This is a genomic window from Bradyrhizobium sp. BRP23, assembly GCF_020194135.1.
Classification (GTDB): Bacteria; Pseudomonadota; Alphaproteobacteria; order Rhizobiales; family Xanthobacteraceae; genus Bradyrhizobium; species Bradyrhizobium yuanmingense.
Genome location: NZ_JADYVW010000002.1, coordinates 71,916 through 93,298 on the forward strand (window position 1 = coordinate 71,916; position 21,383 = coordinate 93,298).

Sequence of the window (21,383 nt, forward strand, 5' to 3'; positions counted from 1 at the left end):
CCCACCCTACACATCCTACTCCGCAGCTTCTGCGTAATCGCTCACCGGCGGGCAGGAGCACACGAGGTTGCGGTCGCCATAGACGTTGTCGACGCGGCCGACGGGGCACCAATATTTGTCGGAGCGCGAGACGCCGTCGGGGAAGCAACCCTCCGTGCGGGTGTAGGCGCGCTTCCAATCGTCGTCGGCGATGTCGTGCACGGTGTGCGGGGCGTGGCGCAAGGGCGAGGCTGCGATCTCAAAGCGACCGGCCTCGACCTCGGCGATTTCCTTGCGGATCGCGATCATGGCGTCGCAAAAACGATCCAGCTCGGCCTTGGATTCCGATTCGGTCGGCTCGATCATCAGCGTGCCCGGTACCGGGAAGCTCATGGTCGGGGCGTGGAAGCCGTAATCGATCAGGCGCTTTGCGATGTCGTCGACGGTGACGCCACTCGTCGTCTTCAGCGGACGCGGATCGACGATGCACTCATGCGCGACGCGTCCCTTCTCGTTCTTGTAGAGCACCGGGAAATGCGGATCGAGGCGCGCTGCGATGTAATTGGCGTTGAGGATCGCGATCTCGGTGGCGCGCTTCAGGCCCTCGCCGCCCATCATCAGGATGTAGATGTAGGAGATGGTAAGGATCGACGCCGAACCGAACGGCGCGGCCGAGACCGGACCGACCGGCGCGTCTGCCTTCGTCGCGGGGTGGCCGGGGAGGAACGGGGCGAGATGCGCCTTGACGCCGATCGGGCCCATGCCGGGGCCGCCGCCGCCATGCGGGATGCAGAAGGTCTTGTGCAGGTTGAGATGGCTGACGTCGGCGCCGTAATCGCCGGGCCTGGAAAGGCCGACCTGCGCATTGAGGTTGGCGCCGTCGAGATACACCTGGCCGCCATGGCCGTGCACGATGTCGCAGATCTCGCTTATATGCTCCTCGAACACGCCGTGGGTCGAGGGATAGGTGATCATGACAGCTGCGAGGTCGTTCGCGTGCTTCTCCGCCTTGGCGCGGAGATCATTGACGTCGACGTCGCCGTTCTTCTCGCAAGACACCACCACCACGTCCATGCCGACCATCGCGGCCGAGGCCGGATTGGTGCCGTGGGCGGAGGAGGGGATCAGGCAGATCTTGCGATGGCTCTGTCCGCGCGCGGCATGATAGCCGCGGATCGCGAGCAGCCCGGCATATTCGCCCTGCGCGCCCGAGTTCGGCTGCAGCGAGATCGCGTCATAGCCGGTGATATCGCAGAGCCATTTCTCCAGGCGTGCGAACAGCGCGTGATAGCCTTGAGCTTGCTCGCGCGGGGCGAACGGATGCAGCGAGCCGAATTCCGGCCAGGTCAGCGGCATCATCTCGGTGGTCGCGTTCAGCTTCATGGTGCAGGATCCAAGCGGGATCATGGCGCGGTCAAGCGCGAGGTCGCGGTCACTGAGCTTGCGCATGTAGCGCAGCATCTCGGTTTCCGAGCGATGCGCATGGAAGACGGGATGGGTCAGGAACGCGGTGCCGCGCTTCAAGTCGTCCGGCAGCGCCTCGCGCGTCTCGGCGTCGATCTCGGCATAGGCAAGCTTGCCGCCGAAGGCGCGCCAGACTGCTTCAATCGTCGCGGGCGTCGTGGTCTCGTCGAGCGCGATGCGAAGGGCCGTATCGCTGACGCCGAGATTGATCTTCTCGCTTGCTGCCCGCGCGACGATCTCGGCGCGCTTGCCGCCGGCATCGACGCTCAGCGTGTCGAAGAAGCTGTCCGATTGCGGCGCGAAGCCGAGCTTGCGCAGGCCGGTCGCGAGCACGGCGGTGCGGCGGTGGACGTTGCGCGCGATCTGCGTGAGGCCCTCGGGGCCGTGATAGACCGCGTACATCGAGGCGATCACGGCGAGCAGCACCTGCGCGGTGCAGATGTTGGATGTCGCCTTCTCGCGGCGGATGTGCTGCTCGCGGGTCTGCAGCGCGAGGCGATAGGCCGGCGCACCGCGGGAATCGACGGACAGGCCGACGATGCGGCCGGGCAGCGAACGCTTCAGCGCATCGCGCACCGCCATATAGGCCGCGTGCGGTCCGCCATAGCCCATCGGCACGCCGAAGCGCTGGGCCGAGCCGATCGCGATGTCGGCGCCCAGTTCGCCGGGCGAGGCGAGCAGCGTCAGCGCGAGGAGGTCGGCGGCTAGAATCGCGAGTGCGCCCTTGGCCTTCAGCGCGGCGATCGCGGGCCTGAGGTCGCGCAACGCGCCCGAAGAACCGGGGTATTGCAGCAGCGCACCGAGCACGTCCGATTTGTCGAGATCGGTGAGGGGATCGCCGACGACCAGAGTCCACCCCAGCGGCTCGGCGCGGGTGCGCATCACGGCCAGCGTCTGCGGATGCACGTCCTTGTCGACGAAGAAGGCCCTTGCCTTGACCTGCGAGTGGCGCTCGGCGAGCGCCATGGCTTCGGCCGCCGCGGTGGCTTCATCGAGCAGCGAGGCGTTGGCGACGTCGAGCCCGGTGAGGTCGCAGATCATGGTCTGGAAGTTGAGCAGCGCTTCCAGCCGGCCCTGGCTGATCTCGGGCTGATAGGGCGTGTAGGCCGTGTACCAGGCCGGGTTCTCCAGGATGTTGCGCTGGATCACCGCGGGCAGGACCGTGCCGGAATAGCCTTGGCCGATCAGCGAGGTGAAGACCTGGTTCTGACGCGCAAGCTCGGTCATGTGCGCGATCGCCTCGGTCTCGCTCAAGGGCTTGCCGAGGTCGAGCGGGCCGGCCTGCCGGATCGAGGCCGGCAGCGTTTCCGCGATCAGCGCATCGACGCTCTTGGCACCGACTGTCTCCAGCATGGCGGTGACATCGCGCGCCGATGGGCCGATGTGGCGGCGGACGAAGGAGGTGGCGGTGTCGCCGTTGGACTTGCGGTGCGCGGTCATCATTGGGTCCTCGCTTCAGATTTCGCTGTCAGTGTCATGCCCCGCGAAGGCGGGGCATCCAGTACTCTCCACCAGCGCGGATTGAACCGAGGGGCCGCGGCGTACTGGATCACCCGCCTTCGCGGGTGATGACACTGAGCATGAGGTTAGACTTCGCTTCATCTCACGCCGTATGCGCCTTGTAGGCGGCTTCATCCATGAGGCCGCCGAGCTCGCTTCTGTCGGCCATCTTGATCTTGAAGAACCAGGCCTTGCCTTGCGCGTCCGAGTTCACCAGCGCCGGCTCGGCCGCGAGCTCGGCATTGGTCTCGAGCACTTCGCCGGTAACGGGCGCGTAGACGTCCGAGGCAGCCTTGACGGATTCGACGACGGCGGCGGCTTCGGCCTTCTTCAGCGCGCGGCCGACCTTGGGCAGCTCGACGAACACGACGTCGCCGAGCTGCTGCTGGGCGTAATCGGTGATGCCGACGGTCGCGACATCGCCGTCGATGGCCAGCCATTCGTGATCAGAGGTGTACAGCGTCGTGGTCATTTCGAATCCTCAGCGTTTGTAGGTGTTTTTCACGAAGGGCATGGCGGCGACCTGTAAGGGCAGTCGCTGGCCGCGCACCTCGGCGAAGAGCTTTGTGCCAAGCGCGCTCAGATTCGTGGGCACGTAGCCCATCGCAACCGGCGCATTCAGGCTCGGGCCGAAACCGCCCGAGGTGACTTGTCCGACCGGTGCGCCGCCCGCGTCATTCGCAAACAGCAGCGCGCCCTCGCGCACCGGCGCGCGGCCTTCGGCGCGCAAGCCGACGCGGCGGCGGGATGCGCCGCCATCGAAATGGGCGAGGATCTTCGCAGCGCCGGGAAAGCCGCCGGTGCGCGCACCGCCGCTGCGGCGGCTTTTCTGCACCGACCATTCCAGCGCGGCCTCGACCGGCGTGGTCGTGGTGTCGATGTCGTGGCCGTACAGGCAGAGCCCGGCTTCCAGCCGCAGGCTGTCGCGGGCCCCGAGGCCAATCGGCAGCACGTCGGGATTTTCCAGCAGCACCTTTGCGAGGCGTTCGGCATCGCCTGCTGGAACCGAGATCTCGAAGCCGTCCTCGCCGGTGTAGCCGGAGCGCGAGACGAAGCACTTGATGCCGGCAACCTCGTGCGGGCCGGCGTCCATGAACTTCATGCCTGATACCTCTGCACAGAATTTCGCCAGCGCCGCTTCCGCCTTCGGGCCCTGCAACGCGATCAGCGCGCGGTCGGCAAGCTGCTCGATCACGCAGGCGTCGGACAGGTTGGCGCGCAGATGCGCCTCGTCCTCGGCCTTGCAGGCGGCGTTGACGACCAGGAACAGGTGATCGCCGAAATTGGCGACCATCAGGTCGTCGAGAATGCCGCCGTCGTCATTGGTGAACTGGGCGTAGCGCTGCCGCCCTGCGGCGATCGCCACGATGTCCTGCGGCACCAGCCGCTCCAGCGCGCGGGCGGCGTCCTCCACATTGCCGGATTTCGGCCGGAGCGCGAGCTGGCCCATGTGGGAGACGTCGAACAGGCCCGCTTTGGTGCGGGTATGGAGGTGCTCTTTCAAGACGCCCGCGGGGTACTGCACGGGCATGTCATAGCCCGCGAACGGCACCATCTTGCCCCCTAGGGACACATGGAGGTCGTAGAGGGGGATGCGTTTCAGGGAGTCTTGGTCGTGCGCTAGCATCTTGAGGGCCCTCGGCGGTTCCCCGGGGAGGATTCCCCGATGGACACCAGTCGAAGCCCCATCTGTCGCTGTGCCTGAGAGTATTATCCCGTCGGCGGACGCTGTCCGGGCCTAGACCCGTCGGCGCCTCTTTCCAGATGCTGTCAAAGCCACGCGGTCCTTTTGCCTGAGAGTTTCCGGGGCGGTTGCTCCTTCGGCGCCGGCTACCAGGTGCCGGTCTCTCCCGACGTGGCCGTACGATACAGATGGGTAGAGACCACAGGGGAGCCAAGCCTGTCAACGCGTCCGCGCGCCCTATCCAACGGGATTGCAAGGGGATTGAGCGCCTGCGGCAACCCTCTGATCTCTCTGCACAGTTTCTGGACAGCGAAGCTGGCCTTGTCTAAAAGCGCTTTGGCCCGCAGATATCAGCCTCAACGGTCCGGTTTGGACCGCGAAAAGCGGGCCCAAGCATACCGATTGGATGAACATGAGCGGCGTCAACGAGATCAGGTCGACCTTTCTGAACTTCTTTGCCGAGAACGGCCACGAGATCGTGCCGTCCTCGCCACTCGTGCCGCGCAACGACCCGACGTTGATGTTCACCAATGCCGGCATGGTGCAGTTCAAGAACGTCTTCACCGGCGTCGAGAAGCGGCCCTATCAGCGCGCCACCACCTCGCAGAAATGCGTGCGCGCCGGCGGCAAGCACAACGACCTCGACAATGTCGGTTACACCGCGCGCCATCTCACCTTCTTCGAGATGCTCGGCAATTTCTCGTTCGGCGATTACTTCAAGGAGCGCGCGATCGAGCTCGCCTGGAAGCTGATCACGAGCGAGTTCGGGCTGAAGAAGGACAAGCTGCTCGTCACCGTCTACCACACCGACGACGAGGCGGCGGGCCTGTGGAAGAAGATCGCGGGCTTCTCCGACGACCGCATCATCCGCATCCCGACCTCGGACAATTTCTGGGCGATGGGCGACACCGGGCCGTGCGGCCCGTGCTCGGAGATCTTCATCGACCGTGGCGAGCACATCTGGGGCGGTCCTCCCGGCTCGCCGGAAGAGGACGGCGACCGCTTCCTCGAATTCTGGAATCTCGTGTTCATGCAATACGAGCAGGTGACGAAGGAGGAGCGCGTTAATCTGCCGCGTCCCTCGATCGACACCGGCATGGGCCTGGAGCGCATGGCCTGCATCCTCCAGGGCGTCGAGAGCGTGTTCGAGACCGACCTGTTCAAGAACCTGATCGACGCGACCTCGTCCGCGCTCGGCAGCGGACCGAACGAGCAGAACGTCGGCTCGTTCCGCGTCATCGCCGACCACTTGCGCTCCTCCGCCTTCCTGGTCTCGGACGGCGTGCTGCCCTCGAACGAGGGCCGCGGCTATGTGCTGCGCCGGATCATGCGCCGGGCGATGCGCCATGCGCAGCTCTTGGGTGCCAAGGAGCCGCTGATGCACCGGCTGGTCTGGGCGCTGGTGCGCGAGATGGGCCAGGCCTATCCGGAATTGATGCGCGCGGAAAAGCTGATCGAGGAAACGCTGCGGCTGGAAGAGACCCGCTTCCGCAAGACTTTGTCGCGGGGCCTTGCCATCCTCGACGAGAAGAGCGCGTCCTTGAAGAAGGGCGACATGTTCGACGGCGACGTCGCCTTCACGCTCTATGATACCTACGGCTTCCCGCTCGATCTGACGCAGGACGCGCTGAAGTCGCGCGGCATCGGCGTCGACCAGGCGGCGTTCACCGACGCGATGGAGCGCCAGAAGGCTAAGGCGCGCGAGTCCTGGAAGGGCTCGGGTGAGGCGGCCTCCGAGGCGATCTGGTTCCCGCTGCGCGAGAAGCTCGGGGCGACCGAATTCCTGGGGTACGAGACCGAGAGTGCCGAAGGCGTGGTCTCGGCGCTGGTCAAGGATGGCGCCGAGGTGACGAGCCTCAAGGCCGGCGAGACGGGTGCGATCGTGCTGAACCAGACGCCGTTCTATGCGGAGTCCGGCGGCCAGGTCGGCGACACCGGCGTGCTCTCGGGCGAGGGCGGCATCAAGGTCCGCGTCACTGATACGCAGAAGAAGCTCGGCGATCTCTTCGTCCATATCGGCACGGTCGAGAGCGGCGAACTGAAGCTCGGCACGGCGCTGCAGCTCGAGGTCGATCATTCCAGGCGCTCGACCATCCGCGCCCATCACTCCGCGACCCACATCATCCACGAGGCGCTGCGCCAGGTGCTCGGCGATCACATCGCCCAGCGCGGCTCGATGGTCGCGCCGGATCGGCTGCGCTTCGACTTCGTGCATCCGAAGCCGATCACGGCCGAGGAGCTCGCCCGGGTCGAGGACATCGCCAACGACGTGGTGCTGGAGAACGACGAGGTCACCACGCGCGTCATGGGCGTCGACGAGGCCCGCGAGGCCGGGGCGCGCGCGCTGTTCGGCGAGAAATATGGCGACGAGGTCCGCGTCGTCTCGATGGGCAGGACCGCGCGCGAGCGCGGCGCCAACGCGCTCGGCTGGTCGGTCGAGCTCTGCGGCGGCACCCATGTGAAGCGCACCGGCGATATCGGCCTGATCACGGTCACGAGCGAGAGCGCGGTCGCCTCCGGCGTGCGCCGCATCGAGGCGCTGACGGGCAACTACGCGCGAAAACATGCCAACGACACCATGGCGCTGGCAAAGACCGCGGCGAACGAGCTGCGCACCTCGCTCGACGACGTGCCGGCGCGCATCTCGGCGCTGATGGAGGAACGCAAGAAGCTCGAGCGCGAACTCTCCGATGCCCGCAAGAAGCTCGCAATGGGCGGTGGCGCCTCCGCCGGCAACGGCGCAGCGTCGGGCGTGCGCGAGGCCGGCGGCGTCAAGCTGATGGCGCGCGCGGTCGAAGGCATCGAGATGAAGGATCTCAAGAGCCTCGCCGACGACGGCAAGAAGCAGATCGGCTCGGGCGTCGTCGCCATCGTCGGCGTCACCGGGGACGGCAAGGCCGGAATCGTGGTCGGCGTCACGCAGGACCTCACCGCGCGCTTTAATGCCGTGAATCTCGTGCGCATCGCCTCCGAGGCGCTCGGCGGCAAGGGCGGCGGCGGCCGGCCCGACATGGCCCAGGCCGGCGGCCCCGATGGCGCCAAGGCGTCCGAGGCCCTGAGCGCGATCGAAAAAGCGATGGCGGGCGCTTAGCTCAATGTCTACCGGACTGCTGAACGCTCAGCCCTTGTTCATGAAGACGTAGTCGGCGGAGTAGGGCGCGCTCCTGAACTCGCCGGCCTTGTCGCAGGCACCGTCGAGCTTGCCGCAATGGGTGTTGATGCGCTGGACCGTGGTCACGGGCGTGAGTGCGCCGCTGCCGCGATGCGAGGTGACGTCTAGTTTCAGCCAGGGAATGTCGGCTGCGGTCGCGCCCGGCGCATTGCCGGCGGCTTTACCCGTCACCGCGCTGCCGTCGGCAAGCTCCCAGTTCGGCCCGGCATAGTGTGATCGGCATGGTCGCATCTCCGCGCGAGGGCCACAGAATTGAAAAAGGGCCGCGCTTTGGCGCGGCCCTTGATCATGTCTGGCCCAGTCGGGCGAAATTGCGGACAGCTTACGCCGCCAGCTCTTTCGTGAGGTTCTCGGCGACCTTGTCGAGGAAGCCGGTGGTCGAGAGCCAGCGCTGGTCGGCGCCGACCAGCAGCGCAAGGTCCTTGGTCATATAGCCGGCCTCGACGGTGTCGACGCAGACCTTCTCCAGCGTGGCCGCGAACTTGGCGAGCTCGGGGTTGTTGTCGAGCTTGGCGCGGTGAGCGAGGCCACGCGTCCAAGCGAAGATCGACGCGATCGAGTTGGTCGAGGTCTCCTTGCCCTTCTGGTGCTCGCGGTAATGGCGGGTCACCGTGCCGTGGGCAGCTTCCGCCTCGACGGTCTTGCCGTCGGGGGTGAGCAGCACCGAGGTCATCAGGCCGAGCGAGCCGTAGCCCTGCGCGACCGTGTCGGACTGCACGTCGCCATCGTAGTTCTTGCAGGCCCAGACATAGCCGCCGGACCATTTCAGCGCCGAAGCGACCATGTCGTCGATCAGGCGGTGCTCGTAGGTCAGGCCCTTGGCGTCGAACTCCTTCTTGAACTCCTTGTCGAAGATGTCCTGGAAGATGTCCTTGAAGCGCCCGTCATAGACCTTGAGGATCGTGTTCTTGGTCGACAGGTACACCGGGTAATTGCGCAGCAGGCCGTAATTGAAGGAGGCGCGGGCGAAGTCGATGATGGAATCGTCGAGATTGTACATCTCCATCGCGACGCCGGCGCCGGGCGCCTTGAACACTTCCTTCTCGATCACGGTGCCGTCCTCGCCGACGAACTTCAGCGAGAGGGTGCCCTTGCCCGGGAACTTGATGTCGGTGGCGCGGTACTGGTCGCCAAAGGCGTGGCGGCCGATGATGATCGGCTTGGTCCAGCCGGGAACCAGGCGCGGCACGTTCTTGCAGATGATCGGCTCGCGGAAGATCACCCCGCCGAGAATGTTGCGGATGGTGCCGTTCGGCGACTTCCACATCTGCTTGAGATTGAACTCCTTCACCCGGGCTTCATCCGGGGTGATGGTGGCGCATTTGACGCCGACGCCGACCTTCTTGATCGCCTCGGCGGCGTCGATCGTCACCTGATCGTTGGTGTGGTCGCGGTATTCCATGCCCAGGTCGAAATAGAGCAGCTCGACATCGAGGAACGGGGTGATCAGCTTGTCCTTGATGTACTGCCAGATGATCCGGGTCATCTCGTCGCCATCGAGCTCGACGACGGGATTGGATACCTTGATTTTTGCCATGATCGGGGGAGCCTCTTGGGAACGGCGCTTTTGGCGCGCCACGGGAATATCCGCCGCCTCTTAGCACCTGATAGCAGCGGGCGAAAGCCAAGGGATTATGCACTTTTAGCTCATCCAGCTTGCGCAGGCGAGGAGCGGCCGGCCGGGCCTCGGCCCGGCCTTCGGGCCCGTTTCGGGCGAGATTCAAAAGTCGAATCCAAGTCGTTATTTCCCTTGAGAATTTTGTCAGGACAGGCAAACGACAGGCGGACAACGCAAGCCGGCCGGTAGCCAGACTTGAATCGATTCCTAAGAACGGCCTCGCCAAGGCCTTGAGAGACAGTGTGAAAGCAAAGAGAGATGTCGGGGACTGACAAAAGCAAGGCCGGCCTTTCCCTCGACGGTCCCATCGTGATCCTGGTCGAGCCGCAGCTCGGCGAGAATATCGGCATGGCCGCGCGCGCCATGGGCAACTTCGCCCTCGACCGGATGCGCATCGTCAATCCCCGGGACGGCTGGCCCAACATCGCGGCCCAGCGCGCCGCGGCCGGTGCGGACCATATCCTGGAGAAGGCGCAGCTGTTCGACACGGTCGAGCAGGCGGTTGCCGATCTTGACCTCCTGTTCGCCACCACCGCACGCCCCCACGACCAGGCCAAGCCCGTGGTGGGGCCGGAGGCGGCTGCCGCCGAGATCGCGGGGCACGTCGCGACGGGCGGCAGGGCCGGCATCCTGTTCGGCCGCGAGCGCTGGGGGTTGACCAACGAGGAGGTCGGGCTCGCCAACCGCATCATCACCTTTCCGGTCAATCCAGGCTTCGCCTCGCTCAACCTCGCCCAGGCCGTGCTCTTGGTCGGCTACGAATGGTTCAAGCGTGCGACGTCGGGCGCGCTGCCGCACGCCATGCCTGAAAGATCCGAGCGCGCCTCGCAGCACCAGATGCAGGCCTTCTTCGACAATCTCGTGCGCGAGCTCGACAAGGTCGAGTTCCTGCGCCCGGCCGAGAAGCGCGACACCATGCTGGTGAACCTGCGCAACATCTTCACCCGGATGGAGCCGACCAAGCAGGATATGCACACGCTTCACGGCGTGATCATGGCGATCGCCGAGGGGCGCAAGGGTCCGGCCAAGGGCGGCGTGCTCGACGGCGAGCAAGCCACGCGCCTGCGCGCGCTGCTGGCCGAGCACGGGCAGGGCGGCGGTGTGCCCGACAGCGGCTCGACCGTGCGGGGCCTTGCCCGCCTGCTCCGCCGCAACCCGACCGACGCCGAACGCCTGCTCTGGCAGGCGCTGACGCGTGATCGCCGCTTCGCAGGTGGGTTCAAGCGGCAGACTCCCGTGGGGCGCCACATCCCCGACTTCGTCTCATTCCCGCACCGGATCGCGATCGAGCTGGTGAACCCGGGCGAGGGGGAGGCGATTGCAGCCGATCGCGCGTCGCGGCGGGCGTGGCTGGAGGCGCGGGATTATCGCGTGCTCGACATTCGGGCCGTGGATGTGGAGCGCGATCTCGAGGCGGAGCTGGTGCGGCTTGCCGAGATGTTGGGACAGTAGGGTCAGTGGGCCGCGCTGTCATCGAAGCGGGCGGATGCGGCGATGATGGCGGCAAGCAGCGCGGCGATCAGGATGATGGCCAGTGCGGCTGTCCACCCATAGGCCTCAACGGCACTTCCGACCGCGACAGGTCCGGCCACCTGGCCGAGATTGCTGCCCTGCATCACCAGTCCGGTGACCACAGGAATGAGTGCGGCGGATGGCGCGAGCAAGGGGATCGATGAGATCAGGACGGCCGGCATCAGGCCACCGACCGCAGCGAACAGGATGCACAGCAGAAGCGTGGGCGTATCGCCGAAGATCTGCAGGAAGATGCCAGGAGCTGAAAAGCCCATGGCCAGACAGGCCGCGAAGATCAGCACTGAACGCCGGGCACCGCGCGCGAGCAGGTAGCCGGCAGCGACATTGCCGATGATGTTGCTTGCGGTGGCGAGGGCACTGAGCATGCCGGCCGTGCCATGGGGGATGTTCATCCGTTCCATCAGCAGCACCGGGAGGAAGCTGAACAGCGCGAAGAACATCAGGCTGTAGAGGACAAAACATCCGGCCAGCAGAAGCGGGCCTTTGCTTGCCGCCACGCGCATGGCATCCGACATCGTGCGCCTCCACGATGCCGGGGTGCGCTTCGGAGCGGCCGGAATACTCATCCACGCGGCCACGATGGCGATCGCTGCAGGACCGGCGCTGCCCCACCACAGTGCGCGCCAGTCGCTGAAGAACGTCCCGACGAGCATCGCGAGCGCAATGCCGCCCGGCATGAAGCAGCTCCACAGGGCAAGCGGAACGTCCTGTTGCCCGGACGGGACTGCTCTGTTCAGGATCGCCGGACCCGCAACAATGATCAGAAGAAATCCTGAGCCTTCTACGATGCGCGATGCGAGAAGCACCGCATAGTCGGTTGCGAGCGCGCCGATGATGGCGCCAAGGATGAGCAGCCCGAGGCCGAGAATGAGACTTCGCCGATCTCCGGCGCGGGCGACGAGGGAGCCGGCAGGGATACCGCCCAACAGGCCGAGAACAGCGATGATCCCGGTCAGCCAGCCGGCAGCGGCGAGGTCAAGGCCCAGATCCTTTTGCAGCATGGGCGTGGCGATCGCAGCCTTCCCCACCTGGATCGCGGCGACGGCGCCGGAGCCCACGACGATGCTCACCACATGCCAATGCCGATCTCGCAAGGACGAGGCAGGTGCTGCCGCCGCCATCAGGCCGCCTCCGTGAGCCGCCCAGCGGCCAGGGCGCGAGCGATCTCGGCGACATGGCGTCCCTGAAAGCGTGCCCCGGCCAGTTCGTTGGCGCTTGGACGACGATCCCCGCCGCTGCCGTCGTCGGCGAGGGTCGATGCGCCGTAGGGCGAGCATCCGGTGACCTCGTCCATGCGCATCTGTCCCTTGAATGTGTAGGGCAGCCCGACCACGACCATGCCGAGGTGCAGCAGCACGCTGTGCACGGACAGAATGGTGCTTTCCTGGCCGCCATGCTGGCTGCCCGTCGATGTGAAGACGCTGCCGACCTTGCCCACGAGCTTGTTCTCGAACCACAGGCCGCCGCACTGGTCGAGGAAGTTCTTCATCTGCGCGGCCATGTTCCCGAAACGCGTCGGGGTGCCAAGGATGATCGCGTCGTAGTCCGGCAATTCGGCCACGGCGGCGGTGTCGGCGCGTTGATCGACCTTGTATCCGGCCCTCTGCGCGACGTGGTCGGGAACAATTTCCGGCACGCGCTTGATGGCGACTTCGGCTTCGGCCTCCCGTGCACCCCGGGCCATCTCTTCAGCCATCGTCTCGATGTGACCGTAGGACGAGTAGTACAGCACCAGGACCTTCGTCATTTTGCTTCCTCGCTCTTAGGTGGGGGCTAGCAGCCAAAATAGGTCTGTGCTTGATCAGCGGTAGCGCGATAAGATCGATGAGTTCGATCGATTGGATAGATCATGCTGGACGTGCTGACGCTAGATCAGTTGCGAACATTCGTGACGGTGGCGGAATGCGGGAGCTTCCGGGCGGCCGCGGCTCGGCTGTCCCGTGTTCAGTCCGCCATCAGCCATGCCATCGCCAATCTGGAGGCCGAGCTGGGTGTTGCGCTGTTCGATCGCACGGGTCATCGGCCGGTCCTGACGCCCGAGGGGCAGTCACTGCTCGCCAACGCGCGTGACATTCTCCTCAGGGTCGATGCGATGCGGGCGCGAGCCCGGGGCCTTGGCGAGGGAGTCGAACTCGAGCTTTCCCTGACAATCGACACGTTGTTTCCGATCGGCATGGTCGGCGCAGCATTGACGAAGATGCGCGCTGCCTATCCCTCGGTTTCAATCAGGCTTGCGGTCGAGCCGCTGGGTGGACCGATCGCCTCGCTGATCGACAAGCGCAGTTCGCTTGCGATCGTGGTCGGCGAGGATTTCCGCGACCCGCGGATCGCAGTCGAGGCGGTCTCGTCGGTCGAGCAGGTTGCCGTCGTTTCCGTTGAGCACCCATTGGCGAGGCGGCAATCGCGCAACAGGATCAGCCTTCAGGATCTGGCCGATCATCTGCAGATCGTTCTGTCCGATCCGACGCCGCTGACGGAAGGGCGCATGTTCGGTGTGCTTTCGCCCCAGACCTGCCGGGTCACCAATCAGGACACCAAGCATACGATGATTCTCGCCGGTCTCGGCTGGGGCCGCCTGCCGTTCTGGCTGGTGGAGCGCGATCTGAGGGAAAGGCGCCTCGTGCGCCTTGCCACCACCGCCCTCGGACGGCGCAGCCAGGTTGCCGCAGAAGCCTATCTCGCGCACCGGCTGGACCAGCCGCTCGGACCAGCCGCGCTGGCTTTTCGCGAGGCCTTGTTGCAGATCGCCGAGGCGTAGGCGGACACGGCTCGAGGCGCGTCGCGTGCTCGACATTAGGGCAGTGGATGTGGAGCGGTGATCTGGAGGCGGAACTGGTGCGGCTTCAGGGGATGATGGCCAAGTCGGCCTGAGCATCGGGCCGCACGGACCCGTCGCCTGCAAGTGCGCAACCAAGGGCTGTGCATAGACAAGATTGGTTGCTATGAAGTCTCTGGAAATTGAGTGGGGACTGCATGTTTGGAAGGATCGGCCGCGCAGGAGTTCGTGCGGCAGCAAGCTTCGGTGTTGTGGCGCTGACGGCCTTGCTCGAAATGTCAGGCGCTCGCGCGGAAATGCCGTTGGCTTCCAAGTGTAACGCGGTCGGCAATTTCAGCCTCGATGACAGGATCGCAGGCTGCACCGCCATCATTCAGGCGGCGGGGACGGGCATGCAGCAAGGTGTGGTCATGGCGCGCTTCCGCCGCGCCATGTTCTACCGCCAGAAGGGCGAGATCGACCTTGCGATAGCGGACTACAACGAGATCATTGAGCGCGATCCGGGCAATCTGAACTCCCGCATCGCGAGGGCTTCTGCGCTGATCCAAAAGCGAGAGCCCGAGGCTGCGCTGCTTGATTATGCCAAGGTGATCGAGCTCGATCCGAAGAATACCTACGCCTATATCGGACGTGCTCACGTCTATTCGGCGAGACGCGACTTCGTCCGTGCCATCGCCGATTATGATCAGGCCCTTCTGATTCATCCGGACAATGTCATAGCGCATGTCGAACGAGGCCTCTCTTACGTCCGGAATGGGGATCCCGATCGGGCCATGGCTGACTGCGATCGTGCGGTCCAGATCAGCCCACAAAACGGTGGAGGCCAATTGTGCCGCGGTCGAGTTTACTTCGCAAAGGGTAAGAGAGAGCTCGCGTTGGCCGCACTGGATCAAACCATCCAGATCAAACCCAGAAGCGAGAATTTTTACTACTTCCGAGCCGAATCCTTTTCTCAACTGGGTGAACTCGACCGCGCGATCGCCGACTATGACCGGATCATCGAGCTAAACCCACAGAGCCGGTCTGCCTATGGTTGCCGGGGCGTCGCCTATTTTCAAAAGGGTGATTACGATCGCGCCATTGCCGATTACAATCAGGTGATCCAGCTGGCACATAAGGGTCAAGGAAACACCGGCGATCGGCAGAGTCAGCTTCAAGGTCAGGATGCAGATCCCATTTCTGCGTCCGTCGCAGGTGAATCGATTGCGCTCGCGTCCACGGATGGCCCCGTGCTCCGCGCTCGGGGTGGGGCCTACCACGCGAAAGGGGAGCTTGACCGCGCTATCGCAGACTTCGATGACGCGATACGCCTCAACCCCAAGGATAAGGATGCATTCGGGCTCCGCGCCAACGCGTACAAGGCCAAGGGGGACTTCGGCCGCTCGCTCGAGGACTACGATCAACTCGTGCAGCTCGATCCCAAGGATGCGCGCGCCTACTTTCATCGTGCGAGGCTCTATTGGCAGACCGCTTCCTTCGCCCAATCGTTGACCGATCTGGATCAGGCGATCGAGCTCGATCCGAAAGGTGCCTATCCAGTCATCTGGCGCGAAATTGTTGCAAGGCGCAGCGACCAACCGAGCCGGCTGAGCGAGGCTGCAAAGCGGCTCGACGCGACGAAATGGCCCGCGCCGGTCGTCAACCTCTTCCTGGGTACGACGACGCCGGAGCAAGTGCGCAGCGCAGCGGACGATGCCGACCCGGCGAAGAAGAAGGGGCAGGTCTGCGAGGCGAATTTCTATATTGCCGAGCGAGCCCTGCAGAGCGGCTCCAGGGAAGAGGCGTTAAAACTGTTCGAGCAGGCGGCTGCCGATTGCCCGAGGACCTTTATCGAGAAGTCGGCCGCCGACGTCGAGCTTGCCGCGCTGCGAGCGAGCCGCTGATCGAGCGGACGGGTCCGTAGGCGGGCAAATCAAAGCTTACAGTTGAGACGGAATGGTGGGCACGGCGCGTCGCGCCTTTGCCCACCCTACGAAGTCATCGTAGCCCGGATGGAGCGCAGCGCAATCCGGGACAGTGTCCCCGTTACGAAGCAAGAACCGTCACACGGCCTCCAACTGCTCCGCCGCGCGCTTCTTCTTCGCCTTGGCCTGGCCGAGCAGGGGGCCTGCCGTAAGCGCCGCGGTATCCGCGACGGCCGGGTCGCGCGAGATCATGGCGGCGACGATGGCGCCGTCGATAATGAGGCCGAGCTGGTGCGCGAGCACCGCGGGCTCGGCCGAGCCGAGCTCGCCGGCGAGCTTCTCGATGTGACCGAGCACGATCTTCTTGTGCTTCAGCGCGATGTTGCGGAATTGCTTGGCGTCCTTGTCGTGCTCGCCGACGGCGTTGATGAAGGGGCAGCCGTAGAAGCGCTCTTCGGCGAACCAGCTCTTCAGCGCGGGGAAGATGCGCGTGAGTTTCGCCTGCGCATCGCCGCCGCCTTGCTCCATGGCGCCGATGAACCATTCGCGCCATTGCTTGCCTTCGCTCTCCAGCACCGCGTTGACGAGGTTGGTCTTGGAGCCGAACAATTTGTAGAGCGTGGTCTTGGCGGTACCGGCCTCTTCGATGATCGCATCGATGCCGGTGGCGTTGATGCCGTTCTTGCAGAACAGATGCGTCGCCGCGTTGAGCAGGCGACCGCGTGCGGATTCGTCGTCGCCGGCAGCGGCGTGGGGCGGATTCTTCTTCGATGACGGCTTTGCCATGAGCGACAACTTAATCGCAGCCGCCTCGCATCAGCAAGCCGCATCTGTTCGGCGCCGAAAAGATTCGCATCCGCGCGCGCGGCTGCTCCGCCTTTGAGCAGGAGTGGGCTGACCAATCTGCAGGCAGCGACGCTTAAGCGGCTCCAAAGCCTCGCCTTTTGTTTTTCGCGAGATCTGGCACGCTCCATGCAAGGAAACAGACCGTTCGGTATCCTGCCGATTTCCACTTCTGCCAGGGAGAAGATTGATGACTGCCGTCGTTCAGAAGACAGTGCTGACGGGGTGCCTCGCGCCCATCGACAAGAACGGGCTCGAGCAACTGATTGCCACCGGCAAGGCAAACCCGAAGGTCATCAAGACCTTGAAGTGCAAGACGGTCGCGGAGGGCAAATTCCGCCACGCCAACTATATCCGCAACCTGCCGCCCTACATCGTCGACGAGCCGCCGGGGCTTTTGGGTGACGACACCGCGCCCAATCCGTCGGAAGCCTCGCTCGCCGCGCTCGGCTCGTGCCTTGCGGTCGGCCTGCATGCCAACGCCGTGCACCGCGGCTGGATCGTCAACAAGCTCGAGCTCGAGCTCGAAGGCGATCTCAACATCACCGCGGTCTGGGGCACCGGTGACACCTCCGACAAGCCGGTCGGCTTCACCGATGTCCGCGTCAAGGTGGACATGGAATGCGAGGGCATCTCGCCGGACGAGATCAACGCGCTGGTCGCCCATGTGAAGAAATGGTCGCCGGTCGCCAACACCTTCACGCGGCCGGTCAATCTCGAGGTCGGCATCTAGCAGACGGCAATCAGGACAGGGTGCGGGAGACGATCATGGGTTCACTGGCTTTATCGCGGGCCGACGTTCTGGATCAGCCCGCACCGTCCATTGCGGACGAGGTGGCGCGGATCGCGCGCCAAGAGCTTGCGCCGCTCGCAGCCGGCATCGACGACGGTTCGGTCTATCCGGCCGAGGTGCTGCGCAAGTTCGGCGCGGTCGGGGCATGGGGCAGTCACGTGCCGCACGAAGGCCCCGCCGATCTGCGTTGCGCGATCCAGGCGATGGCGGCGATCGGCGAGGTCTGCGGTGCCACGGCCTTCATGGCGTGGTGCCAGAACACGCTGGTCTGGTACGCGGCGAACTCCACCAATGTGAAGCTCGCAAAGCGCTTCGGAGATGCCTTCTCGACCGGCCGCGTGCTTGGCGGCACCGGGCTCTCCAATCCCATGAAGAGCTTCTTCGGCATCGAGAAGCTCAAGCTGAAGGGCCGCAAGGTCGAGGGCGGCTATATCGTGCGCGGTGCGTTGCCCTGGGTCTCCAACCTCGGGCCTGATCACTACTTCGGCACCATCTTCGAGCGCGAGGATGATGCGGGCATCGCAAGTGGCGAGCCCGGCACTGTCATGTTCCTGGCCGATTGCTCCGACCCCGCGATCACGCTGACGCCCTGCAAGCCGTTCCTCGCGATGGACGGCACCGGCACCTATGGCGTGCAGTTCCGCGACGCTTTCGTGCCCGATGAGCTGATCCTGGCCGATCCCGCCGCGCCCTTCGTCAAGAAGATCCGCGCCGGCTTCATCCTGCTGCAGGCCGGCATGGCGCTGGGGGTGATCAAGGATTGCATCAACATCATGGACGAGGTCGACAATCCCCTCGGCCATATCAACCGCTACCTGCCGCAGCAGCCGGTGCATTTCCGCGAGCTCGCCGCCGAGCTCGAGGCCGAGACCATGGCGCTGGCGCGCGATCCCTACAACGAGGAGGAGACCTACTGGCGCAAGGTGATTGCGCTGCGGCTGCGCGCCGGCGAAGCCAGTGTCGCGGCGGCGCATGCGGCGATGCTGCATTGTGGTGCCCGCGGCTACCTCAAGAGCCACCGCGCGCAGCGGCGCCTGCGCGAGGCCTATTTCGTCGCGATCGTCACGCCGGCCACCAAGCAGCTGCGCAAGATGCTCGCTGATTTCTGAGTTCCAAGTTCTTGAGTTCAATGAGTCCACCCGAAGACCCCCAACCTCAACGGAGAGGCTGCCATGACTGACGTTCTGATCACTGCCGTCGAACTCGCCGATCTCTTGAAGACCGAGCCGTGTGTCGTCATCGACACCCGCAATCCCGACGCCTACGCCGCCGGCCATCTGCCGGGCGCCGTCAACGTGCATGAGATCTTCACGTTCCTGGCGACCTCCACGCCCGAGGGCATGGCCGAGCTGAAGACCAAGTTCGCCGATGCGTTCGGCGGCGCCGGTCTTTCCGGCAAGGAGACGGCGGTGATCTACGAACAGTCGATGAACTCCGGCTTCGGCCAGTCCTGCCGCGGCTATTACCTGCTCACCATGCTCGGCTATCCCAAGGTGAAGGTGCTGCATGGCGGCTTCGACGCCTGGTCGGCCGCGGGCTTCCCGGTGAGCAAGGATGTTCCCACACCTGGGAAGGCCTCGTTCGCGATCGTGCCTGAAGCCGGCGAGATCCTGATCGATGCCAAGACCATGCTCGCCGCGGTCGGCAAGCCCGGCATCGCGATCCTCGACGTCCGCGACGTCGACGAATGGATCGGCGACAGCTCGTCCCCGTACGGCAAGGATTTCTGCCCGCGCAAGGGCCGCATTCCCGGCGCCGTATGGCTGGAATGGTATCGCATGATGAAGCCGACCGCCGAAGGCCCGCGCTTCAAGTCCAAGGACGAGATTCTGGCGGAATGCGCCACCGTCGGCATCTCGCAGACCACGCCGGTCTATCTCTACTGCTTCAAGGGCGCGCGCGCTTCGAACACGTTCCTGGCTCTGAAGAACGCCGGGGTGAAGGACGTGCGGATGTATTTCGGATCCTGGAACGAATGGTCGCGCGATCCCTCGCTGCCGATCGAGCAGGGCCTGCCGATCGCATCGGACGTCACCACCAAGGCAGCCTGAGCGCGCGCCTCGTCCTTCGAGACGACCGCTTCGCGGTCTCCTCAGGATGAGGCTAAGCGGCACCGGTGTCGGTTGATGCTGTTGCCGCGCACTCCGACCTCATCCTGAGGAGCCCGCCTAAAGCGGGCGTCTCGAAGGATGGGCCCCTTGCGGACGAGGCGCGATTCCCAGCGCCTTGATCCGTGAGGCCAGCGTGGTCGGCTTGATGTCGAGCATCTCGGCGGCGCCGCCGGGGCCGAAGACTTTTCCGGCGCAGGCCTCAAGCGCGGCGAGAATGTTGGCGCGCTCGTGGTCGCGCATTTCCGACGACGTCATGATTGCGGGGCGCGCGTCGGGCCTCTGGCGGGTGGCGCCGCTGGGCGCTTGTTCACCTGAAGGATCGGGCAGATCGATGCGCAGGCGGCCGTTCTGCGACAGAATCGCAGCGCGCTCGATCACGTTCTGGAGTTCGCGGACATTGCCGGGCCAGTTGTAGCGGGTCAGCCGCCGCGCATCGCCCTCCGACAGACGGAGGTTCGATTTCAGCGCCTTGCTCTCGCGCGTCAGGAAATGCTGGGCCAGCAGGGGAATGTCCTCGCGGCGTTCGCGCAAGGGGACGGTCTCAATCGGAAACACGTTGAGACGGAAATAGAGATCCTCGCGAAAGCGGCCGCGCTGGACCTCCTGCTTGAGATCGCGATTGGTCGCGGCGATGACGCGAACGTCGACGGCGCGGGTGCGCGCCTCGCCGACGCGCTCGAAATGGCCTTCCTGCAAGACGCGCAGCAGCTTGCCTTGCAGCTCGAGCGGGATCTCGCCGACCTCGTCGAGGAATAGCGTGCCGCCGTCGGCGAGCTCGAAGCGGCCGATGCGGTCGCGCGTTGCGCCGGTGAAGGCGCCGCGGACATGGCCGAAGAACTCGCTCTCGAACAATTCGCGCGGGATCGCGGCGCAGTTGACGCGGATCAGCGGCCGGTCGCTGCGGGTGGAATCCTCGTGGATGGCGCGCGCGATCAGCTCCTTGCCGGTGCCGGATTCGCCGGTGATCATCACCGCCGCGGTGGTCGGCGCCACCAGCTTGACCTGGCGCAGCGTCTTCTGGATCGCCTCGCTTCCCCCGATGATGCCGCGCGGGTTGGTCTCGATGCGGATTTCCTCCTGGAGATAGGCGTTCTCCAGCTCGAGCCGCTCGCGCAAGCGGTCGACCTCGGCAAGGGCCGCGTGCAGCTTCTCGGCGGCCTCGCGGCGCTGGCTGACATCGCGAAACACCACGACGGCGCCGACCACGACGCCGCGGTCGCGGATCGGTGTCGAGGTGTACTCGACCCAGGCCGGCGAGCCGTCCTTGCGCCAAAACACCTCGCCGTCGACCTGGTGCACGGCGCCGTCGCGGAACGCCGCATAGATCGGGCAGTCGTGGTTGTGATAGTGCCGGCCGTCGTGATGGGTGTGGTGGACGATCGGGTGGATCTCCTTGCCGACCAGCTCCTCGGCGGTCCAGCCCAGCATGCGCTCGGCCGCGGGATTGACGAAGGTGGTCTTGCCTTCGGCGTTGACGCCATAGATGCCTTCGCCGGCGGCGCGCAGGATCAGCTGGTTCTCGCGCTCGATGTCCTGGAACACGCGCTCGACCCGCTGCCAGGTCGAGATGCCGCCGCGCATGTGGTCTTCGGCGGCAGCATCGACATTGCGCCGGCGGCGGGCTTCGAGGTCGGTCAGCGTCAGCAGCAGCAGCGTGCGGCCGTCATGCGGCAGCAGGCAGCCGGCATATTCGAGCTTGAGATCTTGCCCGGTGGCGTGACGGGGATTGAGCGCGGTGGTCCAGTAGGCGCCCTTGTGCAGCACGGCCTGGGTGAAGACAGTGAGGGCGGCAAGCTCGCCGGCGTGGAGCGTGCTGGCCCTGGTCTGCCGCAGCAAAGCGCGGTCGTAACCGAGCAGGGCGCAGGCGGCGGGATTGGCATCGACGATCTGGTCGCCGTAGGGATCGACCAGCAGCATCGCCTCGACCGAGGATTCGAACGCCGCGATGCGCGGGTCGATGACGGGGGCCACCTCGTCGTGGACGGGCATTGGCGTCGTTGCCATTG

Annotated in this window: 16 protein-coding genes and 1 riboswitch; of the genes, 7 read left to right on the forward strand and 9 right to left on the reverse strand. The window is 65.1% G+C overall.

All coding sequences use genetic code 11. The annotated features are described in order from the left end of the window. Positions 1-15: 15 nt before the first annotated feature. From gcvP to gcvT, 3 genes are all read right to left on the reverse strand, one after another. On the reverse strand, positions 16-2,883 hold the full coding sequence (gene gcvP / locus I6F24_RS04590) for an aminomethyl-transferring glycine dehydrogenase (RefSeq protein WP_225151524.1): 2,868 nt from the start codon (positions 2,881-2,883) through the stop codon (positions 16-18). Positions 2,884-3,046: 163 nt separating this feature from the next. Continuing rightward, entirely contained in the window at positions 3,047-3,415 is a 369-nt protein-coding gene (gene gcvH, locus I6F24_RS04595) for a glycine cleavage system protein GcvH (RefSeq protein WP_225139749.1), read from the reverse strand. 9 nt (positions 3,416-3,424) lie between these two features. Then, on the reverse strand, positions 3,425-4,570 hold the full coding sequence (gene gcvT / locus I6F24_RS04600) for a glycine cleavage system aminomethyltransferase GcvT (RefSeq protein ID WP_225151190.1): 1,146 nt from the start codon (positions 4,568-4,570) through the stop codon (positions 3,425-3,427). 145 nt (positions 4,571-4,715) lie between these two features. Next, positions 4,716-4,806: riboswitch (glycine riboswitch) on the reverse strand. Between the two features lie 233 nt (positions 4,807-5,039). Here gcvT and alaS point away from each other — a divergent pair. After that, positions 5,040-7,718, forward strand: coding sequence for an alanine--tRNA ligase (gene alaS / locus I6F24_RS04605; protein WP_225151192.1), 2,679 nt, complete (start codon positions 5,040-5,042; stop codon positions 7,716-7,718). A 27-nt stretch (positions 7,719-7,745) separates the two neighbouring features. Here alaS and I6F24_RS37545 read toward each other — a convergent pair whose 3' ends face one another. Next, positions 7,746-8,216 (reverse strand): DUF3455 domain-containing protein, encoded by a 471-nt coding sequence (locus I6F24_RS37545; RefSeq protein WP_276573656.1) that lies wholly within the window; start codon positions 8,214-8,216, stop codon positions 7,746-7,748. After that, positions 8,122-9,336, reverse strand: a complete 1,215-nt coding sequence (locus I6F24_RS04615) for an NADP-dependent isocitrate dehydrogenase (protein WP_225151195.1) — start codon at positions 9,334-9,336, stop codon at positions 8,122-8,124. The genes I6F24_RS37545 and I6F24_RS04615 overlap by 95 nt, the downstream gene beginning before the upstream one ends. 339 nt (positions 9,337-9,675) lie before the next feature. On the opposite strand from I6F24_RS04615, the gene I6F24_RS04620 reads away from it, so the two are divergent. After that, a complete protein-coding gene (locus I6F24_RS04620; protein ID WP_225151197.1) occupies positions 9,676-10,869 on the forward strand; it encodes a TrmJ/YjtD family RNA methyltransferase in 1,194 nt (397 codons plus the stop codon). A 2-nt stretch (positions 10,870-10,871) separates the two neighbouring features. On the opposite strand, the gene I6F24_RS04625 is transcribed toward I6F24_RS04620, so the two are convergent. Together I6F24_RS04625 and wrbA are read right to left on the reverse strand one after the other, a co-directional pair. Next, a complete protein-coding gene (locus I6F24_RS04625) occupies positions 10,872-12,071 on the reverse strand; it encodes an MFS transporter (protein WP_225151199.1) in 1,200 nt (399 codons plus the stop codon). Next, positions 12,071-12,697, reverse strand: a complete 627-nt coding sequence (wrbA, locus tag I6F24_RS04630) for an NAD(P)H:quinone oxidoreductase (protein WP_036012985.1) — start codon at positions 12,695-12,697, stop codon at positions 12,071-12,073. Before wrbA ends, I6F24_RS04625 begins: the two co-directional genes overlap by 1 nt. A 102-nt stretch (positions 12,698-12,799) precedes the next feature. Between wrbA and I6F24_RS04635 the strand changes: the two genes are divergently transcribed. Both I6F24_RS04635 and I6F24_RS04640 read left to right on the forward strand, forming a co-directional pair. Continuing rightward, the gene (locus tag I6F24_RS04635) at positions 12,800-13,708 is read left to right on the forward strand and encodes a LysR family transcriptional regulator (protein WP_225151201.1); all 909 of its coding nucleotides are present in this window, start codon (positions 12,800-12,802) and stop codon (positions 13,706-13,708) included. A 215-nt stretch (positions 13,709-13,923) separates the two neighbouring features. Further along, entirely contained in the window at positions 13,924-15,609 is a 1,686-nt protein-coding gene (locus tag I6F24_RS04640) for a tetratricopeptide repeat protein (protein ID WP_225151204.1), read from the forward strand. A gap of 159 nt (positions 15,610-15,768) precedes the next feature. Here I6F24_RS04640 and I6F24_RS04645 read toward each other — a convergent pair whose 3' ends face one another. Continuing rightward, positions 15,769-16,416, reverse strand: a complete 648-nt coding sequence (locus I6F24_RS04645; RefSeq protein WP_225114230.1) for a TetR/AcrR family transcriptional regulator — start codon at positions 16,414-16,416, stop codon at positions 15,769-15,771. 247 nt (positions 16,417-16,663) lie between these two features. On the opposite strand from I6F24_RS04645, the gene I6F24_RS04650 reads away from it, so the two are divergent. From I6F24_RS04650 to I6F24_RS04660, 3 genes are all read left to right on the forward strand, one after another. Continuing rightward, positions 16,664-17,206: an OsmC family protein gene (locus I6F24_RS04650; RefSeq protein ID WP_225151206.1), complete on the forward strand. Its 543-nt coding sequence runs from the start codon at positions 16,664-16,666 to the stop codon at positions 17,204-17,206. A gap of 35 nt (positions 17,207-17,241) precedes the next feature. Beyond that, positions 17,242-18,375 carry an acyl-CoA dehydrogenase family protein gene (locus tag I6F24_RS04655; RefSeq protein WP_225132738.1) on the forward strand — a complete coding sequence of 378 codons (1,134 nt, stop codon included), beginning with the start codon at positions 17,242-17,244 and terminating at the stop codon, positions 18,373-18,375. A 63-nt stretch (positions 18,376-18,438) separates the two neighbouring features. Then, positions 18,439-19,317: a sulfurtransferase gene (locus I6F24_RS04660; RefSeq protein ID WP_225124739.1), complete on the forward strand. Its 879-nt coding sequence runs from the start codon at positions 18,439-18,441 to the stop codon at positions 19,315-19,317. Between the two features lie 117 nt (positions 19,318-19,434). Here I6F24_RS04660 and I6F24_RS04665 read toward each other — a convergent pair whose 3' ends face one another. Continuing rightward, positions 19,435-21,381: a sigma 54-interacting transcriptional regulator gene (locus tag I6F24_RS04665; RefSeq protein ID WP_225142562.1), complete on the reverse strand. Its 1,947-nt coding sequence runs from the start codon at positions 21,379-21,381 to the stop codon at positions 19,435-19,437. Between the last annotated feature and the right edge of the window lie 2 nt (positions 21,382-21,383).